This is a genomic window from Rhizobium sp. WSM409 (assembly GCF_057653825.1).
In genome coordinates this window covers 352,057-374,834 of sequence record NZ_JBYGKP010000004.1, presented here as the reverse complement: position 1 = coordinate 374,834, position 22,778 = coordinate 352,057, and the positions used below count along the sequence as shown (strand labels likewise).

The window sequence follows — 22,778 nt, the reverse complement described above, 5'->3', positions numbered from 1 at the left end:
CACAGTTTCCTGGCGCGCTATCGGCATGTGCATTGACGTCGCCGATGCTGAAGAAATCGCAGGTTGGGTTGGCGATGCCAACCTGCAATTTTGCGGGCATTGACAGCCTCGCCTCATAGACCGGGGATGGCAACAGGCGTGCTTCAGACGTCAATGACGCGATCTGACCTCGTCAATCGGCAGCCGGAGCCCGCCCGGGACTGTTGCCGCCGCTCAGGAAGTTCAAGCAGTGGACAATTTCCCGACAGACGCCGCCGGCAGGCAACGCAGTCGAGACAGGCAGATCCGCTGACGCCTGCCTGCGGGGAGGACGGGCCATTCGACGGTGAAGGCGAAGCATCATCCAAGCTCTTCATGCTGAGCGATCGTGCCACACTCATTTTCGTCTCCGATTGTCGCTGATGGAACGAAGATGCGCGGGTTCGCCTGGGCTTTCCAATTCTGCTCGAAGGGCATCCATGCTAAATCACGATCAATCGGCGAAGCAGCGCGGAAGGCGGGACATAATTCTTAATACGCAAGGCGCACACAGCATTTGAATTTCCTCAGACACCGTGGGATCGTACGGCCTCACACTCCGCTCAGCCCCCGGTGAATGCCCTGTGAAGCCGATTATTGTCATCGGTTCAACGGACGCAGATTTCAGCCTGTTTGCCCGCCATATACTTCGGCAGACCGGCTTTGAGACGCTCCTGACGACCAGCGCGAATGAGGCGATCGCAGCGGCAAGGACCGCTGGAGTGCGGGGCGTCGTGATCGATGGCAGGGTGGCGAATTCGGTTTCCGCCTGCGGAAGCTTGAAAGGCGATGCGACGACGGCTGGACTGAAGGTCATCGCGCTGGTCGGCGCCAACTCCGCCAGGCAATATGCCGATTTCATCAATGCCGGCGCCGACGAAAGCTTCGTGCGGCCTGTTTCACCGGACCACCTCCTGCGCGCATTGCACCCGCTTTCGTCACAGTTAGGCGCTTCGCAGGAGCTATTGTCATGCGGCGACATCGAAATGCATGTGCTGGCGCGGCGGGTCTGGAGGCGGGGCGTCGAGTTGCACCTCCCGCGTCTCGAGTTCGCCATTCTGCTGCATCTGCTCAAGGACCCCGGGCGCATCTATCTGAGGCATGAGCTCGCGTCGGCAGCCTGGCCGGCAGGTGTCTTCGTCGATCCAAAAACCATCAACGTTCACATTGGTCGGCTGCGTGAGACACTGACGGCGGTCGCGCCCACCGACCCGATCAGGACGGTTCGCGGTGTCGGCTATGGGCTCGTGGCAACCGGCTGGTCGGAAACGGAGGCCCCGTCAAATGCCCCCTGAGACTCAAATCGTCATCGTCGGCGGACGAATCGTCACCGGCGATGGAACCACGCTCCACGAGCGGGGGGTCGTGCGCATCCGTGGGACAAGGATCATCGACGTCGCGCCAGGTGAGGCCGATGCCCGAAGCGAGGCTGTCGTCCTCAACGCCGCCGGATGCACGGTCATTCCCGGTATCGTCAATGCGCATGCTCATGGGTGCATCCACGGCCCGTCCATGCCGAGCGGGTCGGTGCCCGTCCGGCCCACGGATGTCGACTACTTCAGAAACAGACATCTCCTGTCCGGAACAACCACCCTGCTCAACGTCTGCGGCTTAGCGCTGCCGGATGAGATCGATGGCCCCTCGAACCAGCGCCATGCGATGGATATCCATCTGACGACGGCGCATACCACGAGCAATCTGGCCGCGGCGATCGCGATTGATGGTGGCGGATTATCGGAGCGGCACAAGATCGCCCGCATCGATGACATGGTCGCCAAAGGCGCAAAGGCACTCGGAGAAGCAGGCGGCGGGCAGACGCTTGGTGGCGGGGCGCAGGACTATCGCTTTATACCTGCGGCTATAGAGGCCGCTACGGGAACATCAATCCATCCGAAGGAGGCGCGCGCACTCAAGGAAGCCGTGCTCGGCCGCTATCTCGATCGTGGCTTGCCCGATCTTCCGCGACTCAATGCTCTTCTGATCGAGTGCGGTCTCGCCGCTAAAATTTGTACGTCCGACCTCACAAAGCTGATCCGCGACACGGTGATGCCGCCCGTGGCGCTGTCACTGAAGGGTTTTGACGAGATCGCGGCAGCGTCTGAACGACTCAATTTTCCGGCGATCTTTCACAATGCGGCACCCACCGCGGCGACGCTGCTGAAGCTTGCGGAGACATATCCGAAGGCCCGCATCATCGCTGGGCATTCGAACCACCCGATGTTCCTTCCCGAAGAGGCAGTGCGTTTCGGGCTGCAACTGAGGGAGCGCGGCGTCGCCATCGACGTCTCGACGCTCGATTGCATCGAAACCCGCTGGCGCAATGACACCGCAAATATCGATGCTCTGGTCGAAGCGGGGCTCGTCGATACCCTATCGACAGACTTTGCCGGCGGAGACTGGGATAGTATTCTGTCGGCCATCCAGCGAATGGTGCGCAAGAGCCAGCTTTTGCTGCCGGCCGCAATCGCGCTTGCGACCGGCAACGTCTCGAAAACACTCCCGGAGCTTGCAGCCGATCGTGGCTTGCTGGAAACGGGTAAACGCGCCGACGTGGTCATCGTTGAGAACCACAATCTCGGTCGAGTCCGCCATGTCGTGGCAAACGGAGAGCTGGTGGTGTTCAACGCGGCGATGGGGGTTGAGGATTTGCACGCTTACGCCATGGCAGCGGGCCGTTAACGGGGCGTTGGACGCCGACCTCGGCGCCTTTGACCGCTTGCGCAATTGGGTGTCAACCGCCGAGGGCAATGCCCGTCATTGCGTCAGTTTCATCTGACGACAAGGATAGTGGTCGGCATCGGCTCGATGCCGTGTCCTAGCCTGGCGAACGCAGATGCCGCAGAAGTGGGTCCAGCTCTCCAGCCGCGAGGCCGAGGACGCCATCGATGATCGCCCCCTGCTTGGAAGGCGACAGGACATGCCGCGTGACGCGCAAAAACTTTTCTTCGATCGCCCGCCAGTCCATCGGGCGCTGGGGATCGCCGGACGGGCCATCCAGTGCCGAGACGTATTTGTGCCGCCGTGTCTCGACAGTCACCTTCGCCAGAGTCTCGGCGGGAAAGAGCGCGTCGATCTCAAGATTGACGGTGATCCTCACCTGACGCGCGAGGTGAGTGAGGTCCGGCCGATTGAGAAGGCTCTCGCTGACGGGAGCAAGGGCGCCGCGGCCCTCGATCGCGGCAATGGCGACGCAATAGGGAAGACTATATTGAATGTCGACAAGGTTCGCGGGCGAAAGCAGGTTGCCGAGCTTGAGCGCCCAGCCGAAAGTCTCTACCTCCACCGAGACAATGTCCGCGGCCCTCAGTTCGTGAGCCTTCACAAGATCGAAGAGGCGATCGAGCGCCGGGTGTATATAGCGGCAACAGGCATAGGGCTTGAAATAAGTGCCGCAAATTTCAAAACGCTGCCCCAGTCCTTCCAGTATCCTCTGCCGGTCGTAATAGCCGGGATGATCGAGGAGATCTTCCGGCCCGGTATAGCCGTTGCGGGCGAGGTCGAGCGCCATAAGACCGGTGGCGGCACTCCAGGGAATCCCTTCCTTGACGTCATTGCCCGTGAGCCGGGAGTAGCCTGAACTTCCATTGGCCTGTTGATTGGGGGCAAGCACGCCGGCGATCGAAAGCGCCTGCGCGATCAAGGCCGGCTCGACCTTGAAGAGTGACGCCGCTGCCGCAACCGCGGCCAATGCGGCCCACCGTCCCGACTGCCGGGTCTGAATCCCTTCGGCATTTTGGGCCGCGGCCACTCTGACGCCGACATCATAACCCGAAACGATTGCCGACAGGACATCATCGGCTGAGACGCCGGCAAACGGCGCCAAGGTCAAGACGGTGGGAACGACACAGGCGCCCGGATGTCCGCGCGCTGCGCGATGTCCGTCGTCCAGGTCGAGCGCAGAGGCCGCGGTCGCGTTGGCGATCACGGCTGCGATGGGCATCACGGTCCGATCCGTCATCCAAATGGCCGCCTCGCCTTTGCCGAAGAGGGCGGTAGCGCTATTACGGGCCGCACGACTGCACTGAAGCGCAGCACCAGCAACCGCCGCCCCGATAAGATCGAGAATGCAACGCAAGGCGGTATCACGGGTGCTGACCGGGGGCGGAGCTGAGGAGAGCGAATGGACGTGCTCGGCGAGGAGGTGCGTGGTGTATATGGGATCTGTCGGCGTCTTCATAAGCTCAGACAGCCCTTCAGGTGTTTTCCTGCGTGCCAGCGAGATATTTTTCATAGGTCGCTTGCACGGCATAAAGGTCGAGCATCGGCAGGCCGACGCAGGTTACGCAAACCGGCGTGTCCGCCTCCCGGACCCAGTCGTTCGGCGCGGAGAGCTCCCTCACGCCAAGCAACGGACCGATCTCCTCCAGAGAAAGCCCTTTTCGGGAGAAGTGGAGGGCAATGCTTTGCGAGTTCCTGCGCGAGACCGTCTTGATGTCGTCACAGACGACGGTCCCGCTTTTCAAGGCTCGCTGCAGATAGGCTTCGGGCACTTCGTCTCCGCCAAGATGAAGCGTCACAGCCCCCCTGTTTAACTCCTCGTCCTCAAACAGCGGCTGGCGGGCATTCGTGGCGGTGATCAGCAGGGCGCATTCCTTCAGTCTTTGGTTGTCGGTTACGGCATGAAGCCGAAACGACGTCCGGTCAGCGAAGTCCGACAGCAGTCTTTCCACGCCTTCAATCGATCGGCTGCGGATGAAGATGTCTCCGATCAGGTCGGAACAGGCGAAATCAAGGCACTCGACCACACTTCGGGCGACGGGTCCCGATCCGAAAATGAAGCCCGACACAGGTACCCGGCAGCGAACAAACAGCTCAGCCACTTTCGACGCATAGGTGCCGGTTCTCAGAGCGGAAATCCCCGTCCCGTCGAGTATCGCCAAGGGCCGAAGCGTCCGTTTTTCCAAAAGGACGAAGGTCGACGTCGAGCGAGGCAGGCCAAGATGCCGATTGAAGGCGTTTGCGCCGATGATCTTGACGCCGCCATGGGTCGGATTGACGCAATAGAGAGCCGACAATTTCCAGCCGAGGCGCTCGTCGACGAAGTCACGCCTGAACGGGGCGACGCTCTGCCGCTGCCAGAACTCCTCCTCTGGAAGCGAGAGGACGGCCTTTCCTCCGACAGTCCTCCCGCTTTTGATATCCGCCCAGGCGGCATCCGTGGCTGCATGGATTTCCGCGATCGTGAGTTCCGCGCCGGCCGACTGCAGGTCCTGGCGGGTCAGAAAGCGGACATTGCAGTCCGTGGCATTGTCGAACATGGTCTCCTCCAACGACAAGACGTCGTTCCTCGAGGCGGAACCTAGCACCTGCCTGCGAACCGCTAGATCAAGCTTTGATGAAGCTTCAGCATCGTCGATAAAGAGAAGGCAAAGTTTCGGCGACGTTGGAGGCACGTCCGCCGGAACCGGTCGGCCGGAATTTTGCGCGCCAGCGCCGCAAAAAGGGACTGACGCGGAGGAGGTCGAATCGCGGCGTGGCTTCAGCTAGCGGTCTTTGAGCGATCTGGAGAGAGGAAAGCCCCAATCCAATGATCGTGACGCTCCACGAACTCGACCGGGCGCTCGAGGTCGGTCACGTCGAACTTGGCCGCATCGACGAGCCGCGGCGTTGATATCTCAACGTCTTGACTTGGTGCCGGGGGACAGGCGAACCTGCCTATCCGCGAGCAAAACGCGGTGCTCGGCCATCGGGATCAGGCGCCGAACCTCAGGCAGTCGAGCGGGGTCGATTTCGACCACAAGGACGCAGACGTCGTTTTCGGCCCGCGCCACAATCTGCCCCCACGGATCGCACACCATGGAATGACCGAAGGTCCGGCGGAGTTCCCCGTCCGGCATCGCATAGCTTCCGCACTGTCCGCAGGCCGCGAAATAAGCTTGGAATTCGATCGCGCGTGCCCGACACAGCACCTCCCAATGAGCCTGCCCGGTCTGGTAAGTGAAAGCAGCGGGCAGGACGAAGATATCGACCTTTTCCTCGGCGAGGCGATCGAACAGGCGCGAAAAACGCAGGTCGTAGCAGATTGCACAGCCGATCCGATGGCCGTCGAGTTCATAGATGAACAGATCGCGCCCCGGCGCCACGGCAGCAGACTCGGAATAGGTCTTTCCATCGGGCGCGGTGATGTCGAAGAGGTGAATTTTTCGGTAGAGGCCGACCTCCTCGCCCTTGGCGTTGAACACGACGGTGGTGTTGTAGACACGGTGATCCTGGCCGCGGCGCTCCATCAGGCTACCGGCATGGACCCAGACCGCGTTGTCCTTTGCGAACCGCTGAACGAGGACATATGCTTCGCCACCTGGTATGCGGTCCGCCGCGCGCCTCTTGTCGGCGACCGTCCCGCCAAGCCAGTCGAAATGTTCCGGCAGCACGATCAGGTCGGGTCTGCCGATCATAGCCTCGCGCATCAGCCGCGCGGCTTCGGCAAGATTATAGGCCCGATCGGGCTGCGAACTCATTTGAACGAGGGCGATTTTCAAGACCTCGGCTCCTCGTCAAAGTCGAAGATCGACCGGCCGGAGGCCAAATGAGACCGGACAGCCACCGAGCGCTTCTGGCGCTCCAATGCCGCGTCAGCAAGGATCCTCAAGCGGTTGCGATCGGCCACGAACACACCTTCATTGTCCGCAAGCACCCCATAGCCAGGCAGAACCGCGACCGCGCCGCAGGCGATTGGCACGTTGAGCGAGCCACCAATCTGAAACTGGCGGTTCGTGGTTTTGGCGGAGACGCCGCGACACCAGACGGGAACGCCGGTGGCGATGATTTCATCGACATCCGTGCACGGACCGTCGATAACGATGCCCGCAGCCCCCTTGGCCTTTGCGGCGGCGGCGACACCACCACCGACACAGGCGATGTCGTCGCGATCGACGCGCGAGATCACCAGGATGTCGCCGGGCAACAGTAGATCGATCGCCTTGTAGATGATGACGCCGTCACGGCCTGGAGCCGCGACGGTGAAGGCGGCACCGGCCACGCGGGCAGGAAATACGGGTCGGATATCACCGCCGACAAATCCCAGGTGCTCGACATGGCCGATGGTCGCCGTGTCAACCGATGACAGTCGCTCGATCAGGTCAGCGGGCAGGGGAGGGCTTCTGTCGATCATCTGATAGAACGCTGTCATCGATTGGGCTTTCTCGCTGTTCGGTCGGTAGGCCTGGATCGGCTCAGACCGGCCGTTCGCCGGAAGTGGTGGTGCGATGCATGATCCGGATGGACGCGGGATCGAAGGAGTCGCGGCGGTGCATGGTGCAACGATTGTCCCACATCATGATGTCGCCCTCATCCCATTGCTGCACGAAGATGTGCTTCGTGTTCGTCGTGTGATCCCACAGTTCGGCGAGCAGCGCGTCGCTCTCATCGCGGCTCATGCCCACGATCCACGCGCCTTCAGTCGTTCCGCCGAGGTAAAGCGCCTTGCGGCCTGTCTCACCATGTGTGCGCACCAACGGATGCACGATGCCGCTCCATTCGCGGAAGTCCTGGCTTTTCGGCGTGGACTTGCCAAGCCTGAGCTTGCCCGTCTTGTCGTAGACGTTCTGGAAGAAGATCTGGCGCCCATCGACGGCGTTCTTTAGAGGAGCCGGCAGCGTGTCATAAGCGATATAGGTCGAGAGGAAATAAGTGTCGCCGCCTGAAGGCGGAACAGCGACGGCACGCAGGATCGCGCCCGCCGGCGGGCGTTCGTAGAACCACGTATCGGTGTGCCACGTCGCCTCGCTATTGCCCATCGCACCGCTTGGCTTGCCATCCTTCATCGCATTGCTGATGACGAGGATTTCCGGGTGGGTCGGATGACCGCCTTCCTGCAATTGCTTGGGATGGATGACGAACTCGCCGAAGTGACGCGAGAACTGCACCTGCTGGGCGTCGGTGATGCCGGCCTTCTTGAAACGGACGACGCCGTATTGCAGCCAGAACTTTCGCACCGCCGCGACGTCGTCGGCGTCATAGTCATTGAAGTCGAAACCCTCGATATCGCCGCAGACATTGCTGGCATGCTGAACGGCGCGAAGCCTTATTTTGGTGAGCATTCCTAAAACTCCTGTTGCTGACCTTCCTCTAAGGTCGCGATGATCGTAGGGCAGGCGAGCGACGCATCGCCAATATCGATTGGATCGGATTGATAGGCGTAGCGTATCGATCGCCATCGGCTATTCCGGCAGGACCTGGATGTCGTCTGGATCGATGGAAAGCGCAACGACGTCGCCGATAACTGGAAGTGAGGCCGACAGCGATGAGCGTGTGAGCACCGTCAAGACGACCTGCGGATCGATCTCGACCGCGAGCTCCAGCGACGGACCGAGGTTGATGACCCGGCGGACGGTTCCGGACAGACGATTGACGCCGCACCCGCCGGCGTCGCCGGTGTTGTTCAGCACCGCGATGTCTTCGGGCCGGATGCAGCAGAAGCGGGCTTGCTGACGGTTCGGCGGGCGCTTCGCCCGCAAGCTGATCGCGCTCCCGGACAGGTGAAGGTCGAGGGTGGCTTCCTGCTCACTCGTCCCTTCGATGGTGAGGATGTTCGATTTCCCGATGAAATCCGCCACGAATGAGCTCGCCGGATGACGGTAGATCGAAGCAGGCCCGCCCGTTTGGGCAATGACCCCCTGCCACATCACCACGATCCGGTCGGACATTGCCATCGCTTCTTCCTGGTCGTGCGTCACGTAGACGAACGTCATGCCCAGCTGCTGCTGGAGTTCCTTCAGTTCGAGCCGCATGGCCTCTCGAAGCTTCAGATCGAGATTCGAGAGCGGCTCGTCGAGGAGCAGGACGGATGGGCGTGGCGCAATGGCACGCGCCAGAGCCACGCGTTGCTGCTGTCCACCCGACAATTCCCTCGGATAGCGCGCGCCGTAGTCTTCAAGATGAACACTTCGCAGCGCCGACGCCACGCCGCTTTCGATCTCCGATCGCGCCACGCTCTTCATCTTGAGGCCAAAACCGACGTTGTCGGCGACCGTCATGTGCGGAAAAAGCGCGTAGTTCTGGAACACCAGTCCGATATTTCGCCGTTCTGGTGGAACGCGGCCCTGGCTCCTCCCGCGGATCCTGATATCGCCGAACGACGGCTGGTTGAAGCCGGCGATCATGTTGAGCGTTGTCGTCTTCCCGCAGCCGGAGGGTCCGAGAATACTGACGAACTCACCCTGCGGGATCTGCAAGCTGATGTCCTTCACGACGGAGATCGCCCCGAAGGACTTGCTGACGGAGACGAGTTCAATATCGATGCTGCTCATTTGCTGCCACCATGGAGTTTGACGGAAAAGCCGCCGATCTTTTCAAAAAGGAAGATCACCGCGAGGATGAAAATCATCGACGCGACATTGACCGCCGCCATCACCGGATCGAGGCTGTATTCGAGGTAATTGATGACGGTGATCGGCAGCGTCGTATCGCCTGGTCGAACCAGGAACACCGACAGCGGAATGTTGTTGAAGGAGATGATGAAGGCGAAGGTCATGCCTGACAGCACACCAGGCCTGATCGCTGGCAAAAGAATGTGCTGCACCCGCTGCCGCTTGCTCGCCCCCAGGATTTGACCCGCCCGATCCAGATTGCGGTCGAAGTTCGCAATAGACGTCGCCACCATTCTCACGACGAATGGCAGGGCGAGGACGATGTGGGCGGCGATCAGCGCAGGCGTGCCAAGGAAGGACTGCAGCCCGACCAGCGACAGGAACAGGACGATCGCTACGCCCTTGACGATCTGCGGCACCGACAGCGGCGAGAGAAGCACCGACATCACCGCTTCACTGCCGCGAATCTTTTCATAGACGATGGCATAGGCTGCCATGACGCCGATGATGCCGCTGACGATAGAGACGATCACCGCGACCTTGACGCTGAGCAGAAAGGGCAGGAGCCAGCGCTGCGAGACGAGGTCGCCGTACCACCGCGCCGTCCACTCCCACGGCCGGAACGTCACCGCGGAGGTCGGGCTGAACGAGGCCGCTATGACGACGGCAAGTGGCAGCGTGATGAAGGTGAGCACACCGGCCAGCATGAGCCGGAAGAGGACCGAGAGGAACCAGTTCATGCCGTGGCCCTCCCGGCGCCGCTTCGCTTGGTACGGTGCCGCGTTTCAAACCGCACGCCAACGAACGAGATCACCAGCATCAGAAGGAGAAGCGCATTGGCCATGACGGCGGCAAAGGGCCAGTCGACGTAGAAGAGGACCTGCTCGGAGATCATCGTCGCCAGGACTTTGAAACCGGCGCCGCCGAGAAGTGCTGGTGTCGCGTAGGCGCTCGCGGCCATGGTGAACGAAAGCAGCAGCGAGCTGACAATTCCCGGAACGGAAAGCGGAACGATGACGTGGCGGACGACGGAGACGCGCGAGGCACCGAGCATCTGCGCCGCGCGCTCGAGACTTTCGTCGATGCCCTGAATGCTGGTCATCAGCGAGAGAATGCCGAACGGCAACACGACGTGGGTCAGGCCGACGACGACGGCAAAGAGATTCTTCGAAAGCGGGAGCGGCGACGAAATAAGACCGAGGTCAAGGAGAACATCGTTGATGAAGCCGCGATCTTCCAGAATGATGAGCCAGCCGTAGGTCCGCAGCACCACGCCCGCAAGTTCCGGTGCCAGCGCAAGGGCAAAGACGACCGCGCGCCACCGGCTCCTGGAACGAGCCAGAAAATAGGCGACCGGATACCCCAGCACAGTAACCGCGATCGCAACGAGTCCGGACATGATGGCCGTGCGACAGAATCCAGCAACCGAAAGTCCGTCGGTGAAAAACCGTCGGTAGCTCTCGACGGAAAATCCACCGACTTCCTCTTGTGAAAAGCTGATGCCGATCATCAGTCCCATCGGAAGCGCGAAAAAGACGCTCAGGAATACGGCAGCTGGCGACAAAGCCATGTAACTGTAGGATCTCCTGATTGGAGATAGAGACGCCGCCGGAACCGCAAGTGTGATGGTGTTCATCGCGACCTCTCAGTCTGCCTGGGGAACGACATCGCGGTCCCACTGCTCGGCCCAGCGCGGCAGGCGCTCGGCGACGAGCGACAGGTCCGGAAGAAGCAGGGTCTTGAGGTCAGCTTCCGAGGTGATCTGCCGCGTGCGAATCGCCTCGGGGACCTCTACGTCGGTTCGCGCGCTTCCGACCTTGTAGCCACCGATCCACGCTTCCTGACTTGTCTTTTCCAGGAAGAAATCGATGAACTTCATGGCCGATTGCTTGTTTTGTGCACCCGCGGGCACGTTTAGCGTGGCGATGAGAGGAATGGTGCCTTCCTTGGGACGGATGTAGTCAACGGGCAAGCCGGCATCGACGAGGAGTTGAGCGCGACCGTTCCAGAAAGGCATGGCCCAGACCGTGCCGTCCTTGATGTAGCTTTCAAGAATGGCAGACGATTGTTCGAATCCAATGGACTGCCTGGCGACAGCTTCCATGGCCTTGAAACCCGGATCGAGATTGTCGACAAGGTCGCCACCATTGATCACGGACATCATCTCGACGAGGTAGATGGCCATGATGTTTTGAAACGTCGGCAGCACGATCCTGCCCTTCAGCTCTGGGGCGAGGAGCGCCGTCCAGGAGGACGGCGTGGCAAGCTTGTCCTTCCGGTAGAGGAGCGACAGGTACTGGACTTCGTGCACGGCACCGCAGGGACCGGCCGCGGCCGACAATCTCGGCATGAGCTTGGCAAGGTTCGGGATCGTGGCCGCGTCAAGTTTCTCCAGCACGCCGTCACGGCAGCCCTGCACCGACTGCGAAGCGGTCATGACGACGACATCGAACCCCGGTCGGCCCCCGGTCGCCTTGATTTTCGCATAGTCCTGCGACGCCGAGCCGACCGGATCATAAATGACATCGATACCGAACTTGGCCTCGAACGGTTGGATGATCGCTTTTTCTATGATCTCCTCATAGGGGCCGCCGTAGCTGTTGACCACAAGCGTTTCTGCTCGCAGGGGGGTGGACAGGATTGCTGTCATGATCGCCGAGAGCAGAATCCGGCTTTGCTTTGTTCCCATGGCTCGTCTCGCTTTTTTTGTGTTGTTGCCGTGGGGATGGTGGACAGCCGGCGGCCGAGGGTCCAATAACGATCGTCGAAGATTGTTGCCCCGCAGCTATCAATCGGGGCCATCGCGATTTTCTCCCGACAATGGCAGCGATGACGATTTCGCATTCACAGGGTGGTTTTCTCGAAGCTTGGCGGCGCATCCCGTTCAGCGTTGTCTTCCCGCGGATCGCTATCCGTCGAATATCCGTGCAATGGAAATGATCGCTGCCCGCCCAAAGCCCAGCTTTCGCCGCGCGAGTTGCTTTGCCTGGTGTGAGCGAGACGAGGAAGGACGGGCTTCGGAACGGCGATGGTCGCCGGTACCCTGAGGCGGAACCGAGCGCCACCATCTCGATGAAGCTCGCAAAACGCTCCGGCGCGATGTCGATGCCGCAATTCTTGGCCAGCACCAACAATCGCGAAGCTTCGATCGTTGCCTCGCAACATCATCGCTTCACGGCGCGCATCAGCCGCCTTATATATTCTTCTCAAGGAGAATGATTATGGTCCCTGTCTCACACATCTACACGCCTGCCGAGGCCGCCGCTGTGAGCGAGATTGCGATAAAGTCGGTGCACAACGCGATCGACAAGCGGATCGTCGCCAATCGTCCGTCCAGCACCGAGGGCCGAGCTCTTACTGAAGAGGATCTGCTTCGCTTGAAGCTCTGGTACGGCGTTGGATCGATCCTATCTGCCGAGCGCCGTAAACGAATGTTCGACACAATCGATGAGAACCCGGGCGCCCATACCGTAAGGGCCGACGATTACCTTATCATCGACGTCGCGCGGGCAAGGGAGCAATTGGCCGCGCGCGCAGAGGCGCTTCGAGAGGCTGAAAAATTGATCCAGAGCGTCAAAGGAGTTGTCGGCGGCGAACCGGTTTTTAAGGGAACTCGCGTTCCGGTGCGAACAATTGCCGCGATGAAAGCCCAAGGCGCGAGCACCGAGGAAATCGTCGAAGGCTATCCTTCGCTGACGGGGCGAATGGTGGAGCTTGCTGACATCTGGACTGCAGCCCATCCCGTTCGAGGACGGCCACGCAAACTTTCGGAGCTGGGCTTGACGGTGAAGTCGGAAAAGCGTCTTCGGCTAGCAAATGAGCGCGTTCCACAGTCGTCGGATAAGCCCTCTTAAAATTTCTGATCGACGAATGCCTCCACACATCACTCGTGGCCGTGGCTCAAGATCACGGCCACGATTGTTTTCACGTCAACTGGTTGGGGTTAAGCGGCGAGACGGACTGGGACCTGATGCTGCCTCGGATCGTCGCGGAAGATTTCACCTTCGTGACGAACAACGCTCGCGACGTTCGCAAGCTCTACGCCAAGGAACGGCTCCACGCGGGTCTCGTGATTATCGTGCCGCAAGTGCTACCTGCGCTTCAACGGGAACTATTTGTTCTTATTCTGCGGGAACTGGTAGGGGTGCAATATCTCGTCAACGAGGTGCTGGAAGTGACCATCGACGACGATACCGCCGTTCTGACGCGCTATCTGCTGCCGGAAACCTAGGCGTTTTCCAAAAGCTCATTTAGCGCCGATCCGGGACAGATCGATCCGCATTTCCGCTGTTCCGACAGGACCGCCATTCTCGCTGCCCTTGAGCTTCGAAGAGGCCGGCGCGCTGTCGGTGTCGGCGTCTTGTTCGGCAACGGGCGGGACGGTCAGTTTCACAGATACGTCAGGGTCCTTGGCTCGAAACACGCTCACGCCCTCGAACTCGCCGGTCTTCCAGGCATAGACGGCATCTTCGAATATCTGCGGAAAGACTTGCCTGTCGGTGGGATTGCCGTACCACTTGGCGACAATCCTCACCACCTTGGCGAACAACCCCGTGCCGAGGCGCAGATTTTCACAAGCCTCTACAAGATCAGGCTTGAGCTCAGAGACATCCTTGACGCCGATGCCGGCGGGGACCTGCGTGATCCCGACGCGAACCACCGCCTGGCCAACATATTTACGGATGAGGTCCATCGCCTCGTCCGGTGTTCTCGGCTTCGGGACGAGGATCAGCCGGCCACCGGCTTTGACGGCAACCGCTAACGGGTCCGAGGAGCCGGCCGCCTGGACGAATTGCTCGACAATGGCAGGCGTCAGTGAGGGATCGGCGCATTTTTCTATCATCGCGGCATCGAGCATGACTACCTCCTCAGCTCAGGTGTTGAATGAAAGGACGAGCGGTTTGGCGAAGAGACGCGCAAAGGCCCTGGCACTGGCCCGCTGGATGGCGACGACCGAGGTATTCGCGGTCCACCAGCCATTGCCGACGGCGACGATGACATCGGGATCGTGCAACATGGATTGCAGGGCGGGCCAGGCAACGAGCTGTTCGTAGCAGATCAGCGGCGCGACCTTGTAGCCGTTAAGGACGACAACCGGGTTTGCAAAAAAGTCCGCGCGCGCGCCTTTGCTATCGCCCCACCAGGGCTGCCACATCGAGCCGGGAACAGGCATGCGCTGACGATACAGGACGCGGCCGCCTCCGGCCGACACCGCCACCAAAACATTGTCATAGCCATCTGCGCCGACAACGGATGCGCCGGCGACCACCGTCACGGGACTGCCGGCCAGAGCCCTGGTCCATAGCCGCTCGATGGTGGGCGTCCAGAAGCCCAGCGCACTTTCCGGCAGGACGATGTAGACGACACCATCGCTAGCCACCTTTTGCACCGTTGCGATCAGGTCACGCTGTCGCTGAAGACCGGCCTCGCGTCCGAGCGAAGAACCCATTTGCCAATCGACGCCGCGCCATGACTGAGGTACTTCTGGATCGGTCCAGGTTAGCCCGGACCAAACCCACGCGCCTGCCAAAGCGATCGCGACAGCCGGCCAAAGCCGGGTTACGAGGCCGATCAGACCGGCTGTCGTGGCAGCCAGTCCCCACCACCCCCATCCCGGAAACAGAACGCCCGCCGCAGTGATCGGATGCGCCCAACCGGTAATTCCGAAAGGGGGTAGGGCCATCAGGATGCCAGCGGCCACGTACCGATGGGGTCTCTTGGTGCGAACCGATGTCCAAAGCACCGTGTAGACCCCGAAAAAGCTGACCGATGCCGCGAGCCAGAGCAGCAGTCCTGGCCAAAGGTCGGACGAATAGAAGGTGGCGACGCCTTGCGGCAACCCTCGTGAGGCTGCGAGGAAATATGCCGCAGAGACCAGCCCCGCCGCCATCCGATTGGGTGCATGAGCCCATAATACAGGAAAGGCGAGGGCGACTGGTAGGAGAAGCACCTGGCCGCTCCATCCGATCGAGGCGACGGCAAGGGCAAGGCCGATCAGCGCTGCGGTACCCACGTGGTCACGGCGCATAGGTGAGCACCTTTTGCGCCAGACCGAGGATGCCGGACACGGGTAAAGGACCGAAATAGCGGGAATTGTAGGAGCCCGCGAAACCGGAATGCAGAACGACGTGTCCAGCTGGCACGGTGCCACTTGCAAAAGCCGAAAGAGCTCGACCTTTTCCATCTGCTCTGGCGACTGCCGAATTTGCCACGGTGATGCCATCGACGAACATGGCTGACCTGATCTCCACCCTTTGACCCTCGGTGGCGATCACCGTTTTGATCAGCGGGGCAAAACCGCCCGGGCACGAACCGGAGCGCAGATAGCCGCGCTGTCGGGCCTCGCGCATCCTGTCGTTTTCCGGCGGACAGATGAAGACGACATCGCCGACCGCGGGGTACCGATCGAGTGCTGCGACCCGCCAGAGGCCGAGCGGTTCGCTTGGTGTCATATTGATGCGGAACCCGCCGGCGGCGGCGGCGACGGACAAGACAAACGCCAGCAAGGCCGCGGCCAATAATAGCGTCGCGGCGGGGTGAATTTTTTCGTGTGTCGGGCACTGGCGCCTGATTGTCAGGATCATTTCAGCGAAAGTCCCTGGCTCCTGGTCTGCCGCAAGGTCTCGGCCTGCTTCAGCGCCTCGGTCGTTCTCTCATGAGCGGAGAGCTGCTGGATGGTCCGCATCGAATTCCAGGCGGCTTGTACCTCCGCCTTTTGCGCGGGGTTCATCCCTGCCGTGACGGACTTGAAGGTCTCTCCGCCCGGATCCTTCGACGCGATGCCGAGAAAGGTGCGTTCGCCGAACCGTTGCGAGACGGCTTTGGCGAACCGATCGAGTTCGGCCTTCACCATTTTGACGGCAAGCGCATATTCGAGACCGGCGGGAAGATCATCGCGGTCGATCGCATCACGCACGCGCTCGAGCGTTTGCTTTGCGGGAGCAGAGAGCGCGGGGATGTCGACCGAGACTTGCCGGCGAACCGCGCGTTCCTCCGTTTCATGCTTGCGTTCGATCTCGGCCCGTTGGCGAAGATAGCGTTCGAGATTACGGGCCAGAGCCGGCACGTTGGCGATCGCCCGTTCGCGGTCCTGCTTGTCGCCCCGGTTGGCGAACACGCCCGTCTTACCCCTCAATGCACCGAAGCGCTCCGGTTCGCCGGCGATCTTTGCCAGCGTGGTTTTGGCGATCGCCTGATCCTTGAGCATCGCGTCGACATTCACCGCCTTGAAGGCGCTTTCCGGCTGGGCGTAGACGAGATGGAAGCGAGTGGAGACATCCTCCCATTGTTTGTTGAGACCGGGATCTGCTGCGAGCTTGTCCTCCACGGACTGGTCGATGGATTTCGGGAAAGTGGAAATGCCAGATACCATGGGCTTCGACTCCTTGGCGTTCGATTTGGGTGATGTTTTGGCGCTGGCGGCGCGCCCGAGTATCACGCCAATTGCCGCCAGGCGGGCGCCGAGATCGGCGAGCTTTTGTTTCTGCCGTACGACCCATTGGAGGCGATCGTGGGCGATCGTGCGGGCGACGTTCATGAGATGCAGGCCTCGCGCCTCGGCAAAGCGCAAGGCTTGGCCGTACAAAGAGCTCTTTTCGTAGTCGAGCGTCGTCTCCTTGGCGTTCCGGCGCGACAGGATCGGGATAAGGCCACCGGACTTCGCGAAAGAACGTCGGCCGTAATAGATGGCGAGATCCTCGCGATGGCGCGTCATCGCCACATAGGTGAGATGACGGTCCAGCGAAAGGGAAGCAAGCACCTTGACGCGATCGACGGTCGCGCCTTGGCTCTTGTGGATCGTCGTCGCATAGCCGTGGTCGAGCTTGTTGTAGAAGCGCTGCTCGATCGTGACCATACGGCGATGTTCCCCTTCGCCAAGTGCCACCACGAGCCGCCCAGCTGCAGCGTCGATCACCTTGGCCAACATACCGTTCTTGACGCCAAGGCTACCCTCGTTCTTTAGGAACACGATCTGGTCGCCGGCCGCGAACATGCGGGTTCCGTCCTCGGTCTTGAAGGCAAAGCCGTCCGCGAGGATGCCGCGCTCGACCAGCTTGGCTCGAGCCATATCGTTCAACATCCGAACGTCGCGCCGAAGGTGTGCGAGGATCAGGTTGCTCTTCGAAGGATCGTAGTCGCGATCCCAATCAGCGATCAGGCTTTCGACGGCCTGCGCCTTGAGGTCCAACCCCCTGACATGCCCATGGGCACGATAGGCATCAACCGCTTGGCCGACATTGCCGCGCCCCAGATCGAGCGAGGCGTCGCGCATCCATTGCTGGCGCTGACGATAGATCGTTTCGAGCTCGGCATAGCCGATCCGGTCGGCGATCGCCCGGAAGGCAGCTCCCGCCTCGATAGGCTGCAACTGTTCGGGGTCACCGACGAGCACGAGCTTTGCGCCGGCCTTGCTGACGGCCTCGACGAAGAGCGCCATCTGCCGCGACGACACCATGCCGGCCTCATCCAGCACGAAAACGGTTCTCGTGTCGATCTGGTCGCGGCTCTGGTTCCAGCGCAGCTCCCACGACGACAGCGTGCGGGACTGAATACCGGCTTCCTTCTCCAGGCCCTCGGCTGCTTTGCCGGCAAGCGCACCACCGACGACACGATAGCCGGACGCTTCCCAGGCTTCGCGCGCCGCCTTCATCATCGTCGTCTTACCGGCGCCGGCGCGGCCGATGACGGCGGCGATCCGTTCGCCGCCAGCCACACGTTCGATCGCCGTCCGCTGTTCATCCGACAGACGGGCATGGCGCGCAAACGTCGCCTCCAGCACCGCCTCGCGTACGCCATGAGAGGCGCGCCCGGACAGCCAGATAGCCCGGCTGACCATCTCGGCTTCAAGCCGGATCATCTCCCGCGTCGTGTACTTGGCAGGTGTCCGGATACCCGTCGCAAAGTCGATCCGGTCACGTTCGAGCCGCAGCGCCTCCGGGCTCTGCAGGATCCTAACCATCAGGTTCTGGAACAGAGCGGCATCGTCGATATAGCGGTGCAGGATCTTCGCCACGTCGCGTTCATCGAAGACGCTCTTCTCCCGCGTGATGAGGTCGAGAACGATTTCCGGACGGCGCTGTATGCGTCGGGCATTTTCCGTGCGGCGGTCTTCCTGCAGTTCAATGCGTTCGAGCTTTGGCGACCATGCCGACGACCTTGCCGACGACCTCGCGTTGGCTTGTTCCGCCTTGCGGTCGATCGCTTTGGTGCCGACACCGAGATGGATGGTCGGGGTCAGTTCGATGCCCTGCTTTTCGAAGGACCGCCCGTCGACGCGGATGTCGAGACCGGCAAGCGCAAGATGCCTATTCTGACAGGCGAACCAACCATCGCGAATCGTATTAAAATCGTCTGCGCTTCCCGCCCAGAGTTCATAGACGATCTTGCCGGCATCGTTGCGCATCGGCTTACCGTCCGGACTGGTCACCGCGATCTTCTTTGCGCCGAACCCGCGCTCTGTCAGTGGCCTGAGCGTCGTCATCAGATGGACATGCGGATTGCCCGGTGCGTCGTGATAGACCCAGTCGGCGACCATGCCCTTCGACGTGATGTGCCGCTCCACGAAATCCCGGACGAGAGCAATGCTCTGCTCGGCAGAGAGCTCGATCGGAAGAGCAATGGTGACGTCCTTGGCGAGCTGCGCGTCCGATCGCTTTTCGAACGCCTCGACCTTGTTCCAGAAGGCTTCGGACGCTCCGGACACCGACCTGTCGGCGATCATGGCACGCAGCCATGTGGGAGCCCCTGCCGGGATGACGAACTCCTCATGTAGGAGACCACGCTTGCGGGCGTAGTCGATCGTCCGTGCTTCCCGCTCATAGTCCATCTTCGCGCAGTGCCGGTAGGCCGACGACAGCACGGCGCTGCGGCCGGAGCCACGGGCGACGATGCTCACGGAGAAATGAGGGACGGCCACGGCGCGGTTCTTTTCCGGTTGCGAACGAGTTCATCGAAGTTCGTCGAGAGCAGCGGGCCAAATCGGCCTCCAGCAAGGGCGTCGCGTCAGCGACGTATAATTGCGCCCTTGGAAGCCGCTCCTCCGGAACGGCCGGGATCATGACCGGAAGTGCAGGTTGCGCCTACCCGCATTAGTGTCGGTAGATTGGCAGGTCGGTCTGGAGGAACCTCACAAACGTTCGAAGACGAAACGGCAGACACGGGACCATCTGGAATGAAGAAACACTCCTCGAAAATCCGCGACGAAATTGCCAAACTGCAAGAGCAACTTAAAACCGCCGAGACTCGCGAAGCGGAGCGGATCGGGCGGATCGCGCTCAAGGCTGGCCTTGGCGAGATCGAGACTGACGAAAACGAGCTGCAGGCGGCGTTTGAGCACCTGGCCGAACGGTTTCGCAGGGGCGAAGTCGTTCCCGCCGAAGGAAAAGGGGCAAACGAGCATGGTCGCAAAGGTGCACAAGCCACACCGGTCGCGTCTGGCACGGCTGCGGGCGGCGATAGCGAGGCTTGAACGGATGGCGAGGACGAAGACATTCGACGCCCGCAGGAAGGACACACGCGAGAAGATCGAACTTGGCGGGCTGATCGTCAAGGCGGGCCTACGATACGAAAAGCGCGCGCTGCTGCTCGGGGCGCTGATCGAAACAGCACGACGCATCAGGAGCGATGAGGATGAGCGATCTCGGCTCACGGCGATCGGATCGGAGGCCTTTGGCAATGACGGCGAATAAGATCGCGCTGGTCAGCGTGCCCATAGCACTGATGATGCTCGTCACCATCGGCATGACGGGTATCGAACAATGGTTTTCCGAATTCGGGAAAACCGAGACAGCTCGGCTGACCCTCGGTCGGATGGGAATCGCCTTGCCCTATATCGCGTCAGCCGCCGCCGGCATCATCTTTCTGTTTGCGAGCGCCGGCTCAACGAACATCAAGCTCGCCGGATGGGGTGTTGTCGGCGGTAGCAGTGCGACGATCGTGATCGCCGCGCTGCGTGAGACCGTGCGACTTGCCGCAATTTTCGACCATTTTCCGGCAGTTCGATCGGCGCTCTCCTATGCAGACCCGGCAACGATGATCGGGGCAGGGGCGGCGCTGACGTCGGCCGGCTTTGCACTTCGCGTAGCACTTGTCGGCAACGCGGCGTTCGCGCGCTCCGAGCCGCGCCGTATTCGAGGAAGGCGCGCACTGCATGGCGAAGCCGAGTGGATGAAATCGACGGAGGCCGGAAAGCTCTTTCCGGATACCGGCGGCATCGTCGTCGGCGAGCGCTACCGCGTCGACCAGGACATAACGGCGATGCAGTCGTTCAGGGCGGATTGCGTAGAGACGTGGGGCGCCGGCGGCAAGTCGCCGCTTCTCTGCTTCGACGGCTCGTTCGGATCCTCGCACGGCATCGTCTTTGCCGGCTCAGGCGGTTTCAAGACGACGTCGGTGACGATCCCGACCGCGCTTAAATGGGGCGGTACATTGGTCCTGTTGGATCCGTCAAACGAAGTCGCGCCCATGGTGATCGGGCATCGGACAAACGCCGGACGCGACGTCCGCATCCTCGATCCAAGAACCGCCGACACGGGCTTCAATGCGCTGGACTGGATCGGGCTTCATGGCCGCACGAAGGAAGAGGATATTGCGGCCGTTGCCTCATGGATCATGAGCGACAGCGGCGGTGCTCGCGGCGTGCGCGACGATTTCTTTCGCGCATCGGCGCTGCAGCTGTTGACCGCATTGATCGCCGACGTCTGTCTATCCGGCCGCACCGAAGAGAACGACCAGACACTTCGCCGGGTCCGCAAGAATCTGTCCGAGCCCGAACCCAAGCTGCGCGCGCGACTTCAGTCGATCTACGACAATTCGAGATCCGACTTCGTGAAGGAGAACGTCGCCGCCTTCGTCAACATGACGCCAGAAACGTTTAGCGGGGTTTACGCGAATGCGGTGAAGGAGACGCACTGGCTGTCCTATCCGAATTATGCGGCGCTTGTCTCGGAGTCGAATTTTTCGACCAACGACATTTCCGCGGGAAACACGGATGTCTTCATCAACATCGACCTGAAGACGCTGGAGACGCATTCGGGTCTTGCTCGCGTCATCATCGGGTCCTTCCTGAACGCGATCTACAATCGTGATGGAGCATTGAAGGGCAGGGCGCTGTTCCTTTTGGACGAGGTGGCACGCCTGGGCTACATGCGGATTCTGGAGACGGCTCGTGACGCCGGCCGAAAATACGGCATCACGCTGACAATGATTTACCAGTCGATCGGCCAGATGCGAGAAACCTATGGCGGCCGCGACGCGGCGAGCAAATGGTTTGAGAGTGCGAGCTGGATCTCGTTTGCTGCCATCAACGATCCGGAAACGGCCGACTACATCTCGCGGCGCTGCGGCATGACGACGGTCGAGATCGATCAGGTCAGCCGCAGTGTCCAGTCGAAGGGTTCATCGCGCACGCGCTCGAAACAGCTTGCCGCCAGACCGCTCATCCAGCCGCACGAAGTTCTGCGCATGCGGGCCGACGAGCAGATCGTCTTCACGGCAGGCAATGCGCCGCTTCGATGCGGTCGTGCGATCTGGTTCCGTCGTGACGATATGAAGGCTTGCGTCGGCGAGAACCGGTTTCATTCACCGGACAGCGGCAGGAAGGAGCGTTCGAATGCGATAAGTCTCGCAAACACCGATGAAGCTACGTCGGGTGTAGCGTCTACCGGGATCTAGGGGAAATCGACTGGCGACGAACACCGTAACGCCGTTCAGGAAAACGGTGAGACCGTGGTCGTCGGGCCGCTTGCAGCGGGGCATTCCGACACTCGTCGTCTGGGCGGCGGTGATCGGCGTCGCCAGTTGGCAGTACCTCCACCCGACGGGAGAGGAATAGGGGTTTGGGGAAAGGGAGGAGGGAACCGTCCTCTTTCCTCATGGGAGGAAGTTTGAAGGAGAGGCTTGCACTTCCTTCATGGGGTGAGATTGAGAGGGGCGGCGCAGCCCCCCTTTCACAGCCGGGCCGGTCGGTCGATCCGGCCGGACCGGGTCATAAGGCAAGCTAAAGACCAGAGGCGGCTGCCGCCTCTGGTCTGGGTCTCAATCCGCGGGATCGAAGAACGTCTCTCTGTCCTCGACACCGATATGCCAGCGCTTATCGGACCACCGGGACGGAAGATAAATTTCGTCGCCGCCGAAATATGCGATGATGATCCGGCGGCCCTCATGGAACAAGCCGAAATCCACCTTGTTGTCGATCGCAAAGAGTAGCGCCGCCGACAGAAACTCGCGTGGGATATCGAAGGGAAGATGGACTTCCGCATCGAAATTATGACGCAAATTTTCAAGCAAGTCCGACTGTTGAGGCCGCAGCTTGGGGGCTCCTCCATCCATGGGATTGATTTCACGCCTTGTCATCAAAGTCTCCTTTTCGTTTTCTGACGAAAGGGGCCTGCACCGTAGCTCGCGAGGGGTCAGGGACCGCGTACGCGGCCGCCAGGCGGCGAGCGGAGGAAC

21 protein-coding genes are annotated in these 22,778 nt (G+C 61.0%); 7 read left to right on the top strand and 14 right to left on the bottom strand.

Going from position 1 to position 22,778, the window contains the following annotated elements; genetic code table 11:
• Positions 1-602 precede the first annotated feature (602 nt).
• The gene (locus tag AC25BC_RS32740) at positions 603-1,313 is read left to right on the top strand and encodes a winged helix-turn-helix transcriptional regulator (RefSeq protein ID WP_041935850.1); all 711 of its coding nucleotides are present in this window, start codon (positions 603-605) and stop codon (positions 1,311-1,313) included.
• Positions 1,303-2,697 carry an amidohydrolase family protein gene (locus AC25BC_RS32735; protein ID WP_128439444.1) on the top strand — a complete coding sequence of 465 codons (1,395 nt, stop codon included), beginning with the start codon at positions 1,303-1,305 and terminating at the stop codon, positions 2,695-2,697. The genes AC25BC_RS32740 and AC25BC_RS32735 overlap by 11 nt, the downstream gene beginning before the upstream one ends.
• 136 nt (positions 2,698-2,833) lie before the next feature.
• Here AC25BC_RS32735 and AC25BC_RS32730 read toward each other — a convergent pair whose 3' ends face one another.
• The 9 genes from AC25BC_RS32730 to AC25BC_RS32690 all read right to left on the bottom strand — a co-directional run bounded on the left by AC25BC_RS32730 (position 2,834) and on the right by AC25BC_RS32690 (position 12,015).
• Positions 2,834-4,195 carry an MmgE/PrpD family protein gene (locus tag AC25BC_RS32730; protein ID WP_128439443.1) on the bottom strand — a complete coding sequence of 454 codons (1,362 nt, stop codon included), beginning with the start codon at positions 4,193-4,195 and terminating at the stop codon, positions 2,834-2,836.
• Between the two features lie 16 nt (positions 4,196-4,211).
• Positions 4,212-5,276, bottom strand: coding sequence for an ornithine cyclodeaminase (locus AC25BC_RS32725; RefSeq protein WP_128439442.1), 1,065 nt, complete (start codon positions 5,274-5,276; stop codon positions 4,212-4,214).
• Between the two features lie 357 nt (positions 5,277-5,633).
• Positions 5,634-6,497 carry a carbon-nitrogen hydrolase family protein gene (locus AC25BC_RS32720; protein WP_026157740.1) on the bottom strand — a complete coding sequence of 288 codons (864 nt, stop codon included), beginning with the start codon at positions 6,495-6,497 and terminating at the stop codon, positions 5,634-5,636.
• On the bottom strand, positions 6,494-7,147 hold the full coding sequence (locus AC25BC_RS32715; RefSeq protein WP_012760258.1) for an RraA family protein: 654 nt from the start codon (positions 7,145-7,147) through the stop codon (positions 6,494-6,496). The genes AC25BC_RS32720 and AC25BC_RS32715 overlap by 4 nt, the downstream gene beginning before the upstream one ends.
• A 43-nt stretch (positions 7,148-7,190) precedes the next feature.
• Positions 7,191-8,057: a TauD/TfdA dioxygenase family protein gene (locus tag AC25BC_RS32710; protein WP_012760259.1), complete on the bottom strand. Its 867-nt coding sequence runs from the start codon at positions 8,055-8,057 to the stop codon at positions 7,191-7,193.
• Between the two features lie 120 nt (positions 8,058-8,177).
• Positions 8,178-9,266, bottom strand: a complete 1,089-nt coding sequence (locus tag AC25BC_RS32705; RefSeq protein WP_012760260.1) for an ABC transporter ATP-binding protein — start codon at positions 9,264-9,266, stop codon at positions 8,178-8,180.
• On the bottom strand, positions 9,263-10,066 hold the full coding sequence (locus AC25BC_RS32700; RefSeq protein WP_012760261.1) for an ABC transporter permease: 804 nt from the start codon (positions 10,064-10,066) through the stop codon (positions 9,263-9,265). Before AC25BC_RS32700 ends, AC25BC_RS32705 begins: the two co-directional genes overlap by 4 nt.
• Complete coding sequence (locus tag AC25BC_RS32695; protein WP_012760262.1) at positions 10,063-10,962, bottom strand: ABC transporter permease; 900 nt, start codon at positions 10,960-10,962, stop codon at positions 10,063-10,065. Before AC25BC_RS32695 ends, AC25BC_RS32700 begins: the two co-directional genes overlap by 4 nt.
• A 9-nt stretch (positions 10,963-10,971) precedes the next feature.
• A complete protein-coding gene (locus AC25BC_RS32690) occupies positions 10,972-12,015 on the bottom strand; it encodes an ABC transporter substrate-binding protein (RefSeq protein WP_128439553.1) in 1,044 nt (347 codons plus the stop codon).
• Positions 12,016-12,547: 532 nt separating this feature from the next.
• Between AC25BC_RS32690 and AC25BC_RS32685 the strand changes: the two genes are divergently transcribed.
• Together AC25BC_RS32685 and AC25BC_RS32680 are read left to right on the top strand one after the other, a co-directional pair.
• Positions 12,548-13,180: a DUF433 domain-containing protein gene (locus AC25BC_RS32685; protein ID WP_128439441.1), complete on the top strand. Its 633-nt coding sequence runs from the start codon at positions 12,548-12,550 to the stop codon at positions 13,178-13,180.
• 5 nt (positions 13,181-13,185) lie between these two features.
• Positions 13,186-13,557, top strand: coding sequence for a DUF5615 family PIN-like protein (locus AC25BC_RS32680; RefSeq protein ID WP_164903021.1), 372 nt, complete (start codon positions 13,186-13,188; stop codon positions 13,555-13,557).
• A 15-nt stretch (positions 13,558-13,572) separates the two neighbouring features.
• Here the strand turns inward: AC25BC_RS32680 and AC25BC_RS32675 are convergent, their stop codons facing one another.
• Genes AC25BC_RS32675 through traA form a run of 4 tightly spaced genes read right to left on the bottom strand, consistent with a single transcriptional unit; the run spans position 13,573 to position 19,242 of the window.
• Positions 13,573-14,184 (bottom strand): TraH family protein, encoded by a 612-nt coding sequence (locus tag AC25BC_RS32675; RefSeq protein ID WP_128407127.1) that lies wholly within the window; start codon positions 14,182-14,184, stop codon positions 13,573-13,575.
• A gap of 15 nt (positions 14,185-14,199) precedes the next feature.
• Entirely contained in the window at positions 14,200-15,354 is a 1,155-nt protein-coding gene (locus AC25BC_RS32670; RefSeq protein WP_128407128.1) for a conjugal transfer protein TraB, read from the bottom strand.
• Positions 15,344-15,910 (bottom strand): conjugative transfer signal peptidase TraF, encoded by a 567-nt coding sequence (traF, locus tag AC25BC_RS32665; RefSeq protein ID WP_487778585.1) that lies wholly within the window; start codon positions 15,908-15,910, stop codon positions 15,344-15,346. Before traF ends, AC25BC_RS32670 begins: the two co-directional genes overlap by 11 nt.
• The gene (traA, locus tag AC25BC_RS32660) at positions 15,907-19,242 is read right to left on the bottom strand and encodes a Ti-type conjugative transfer relaxase TraA (RefSeq protein WP_128439439.1); all 3,336 of its coding nucleotides are present in this window, start codon (positions 19,240-19,242) and stop codon (positions 15,907-15,909) included. The genes traF and traA overlap by 4 nt, the downstream gene beginning before the upstream one ends.
• Positions 19,243-19,497: 255 nt before the next feature.
• Between traA and traC the strand changes: the two genes are divergently transcribed.
• From traC to traG, 3 genes are read left to right on the top strand one after another with little or no spacing between them, the layout of a single operon-like run.
• Complete coding sequence (traC, locus tag AC25BC_RS32655) at positions 19,498-19,794, top strand: conjugal transfer protein TraC (protein ID WP_012760270.1); 297 nt, start codon at positions 19,498-19,500, stop codon at positions 19,792-19,794.
• Between the two features lie 4 nt (positions 19,795-19,798).
• Positions 19,799-20,014: a type IV conjugative transfer system coupling protein TraD gene (traD, locus tag AC25BC_RS32650; RefSeq protein WP_012760271.1), complete on the top strand. Its 216-nt coding sequence runs from the start codon at positions 19,799-19,801 to the stop codon at positions 20,012-20,014.
• A complete protein-coding gene (gene traG / locus AC25BC_RS32645; protein WP_128439438.1) occupies positions 20,001-21,998 on the top strand; it encodes a Ti-type conjugative transfer system protein TraG in 1,998 nt (665 codons plus the stop codon). The genes traD and traG overlap by 14 nt, the downstream gene beginning before the upstream one ends.
• Positions 21,999-22,361: 363 nt before the next feature.
• Here traG and AC25BC_RS32640 read toward each other — a convergent pair whose 3' ends face one another.
• Complete coding sequence (locus AC25BC_RS32640; RefSeq protein WP_128439437.1) at positions 22,362-22,679, bottom strand: hypothetical protein; 318 nt, start codon at positions 22,677-22,679, stop codon at positions 22,362-22,364.
• Positions 22,680-22,778 lie beyond the last annotated feature (99 nt).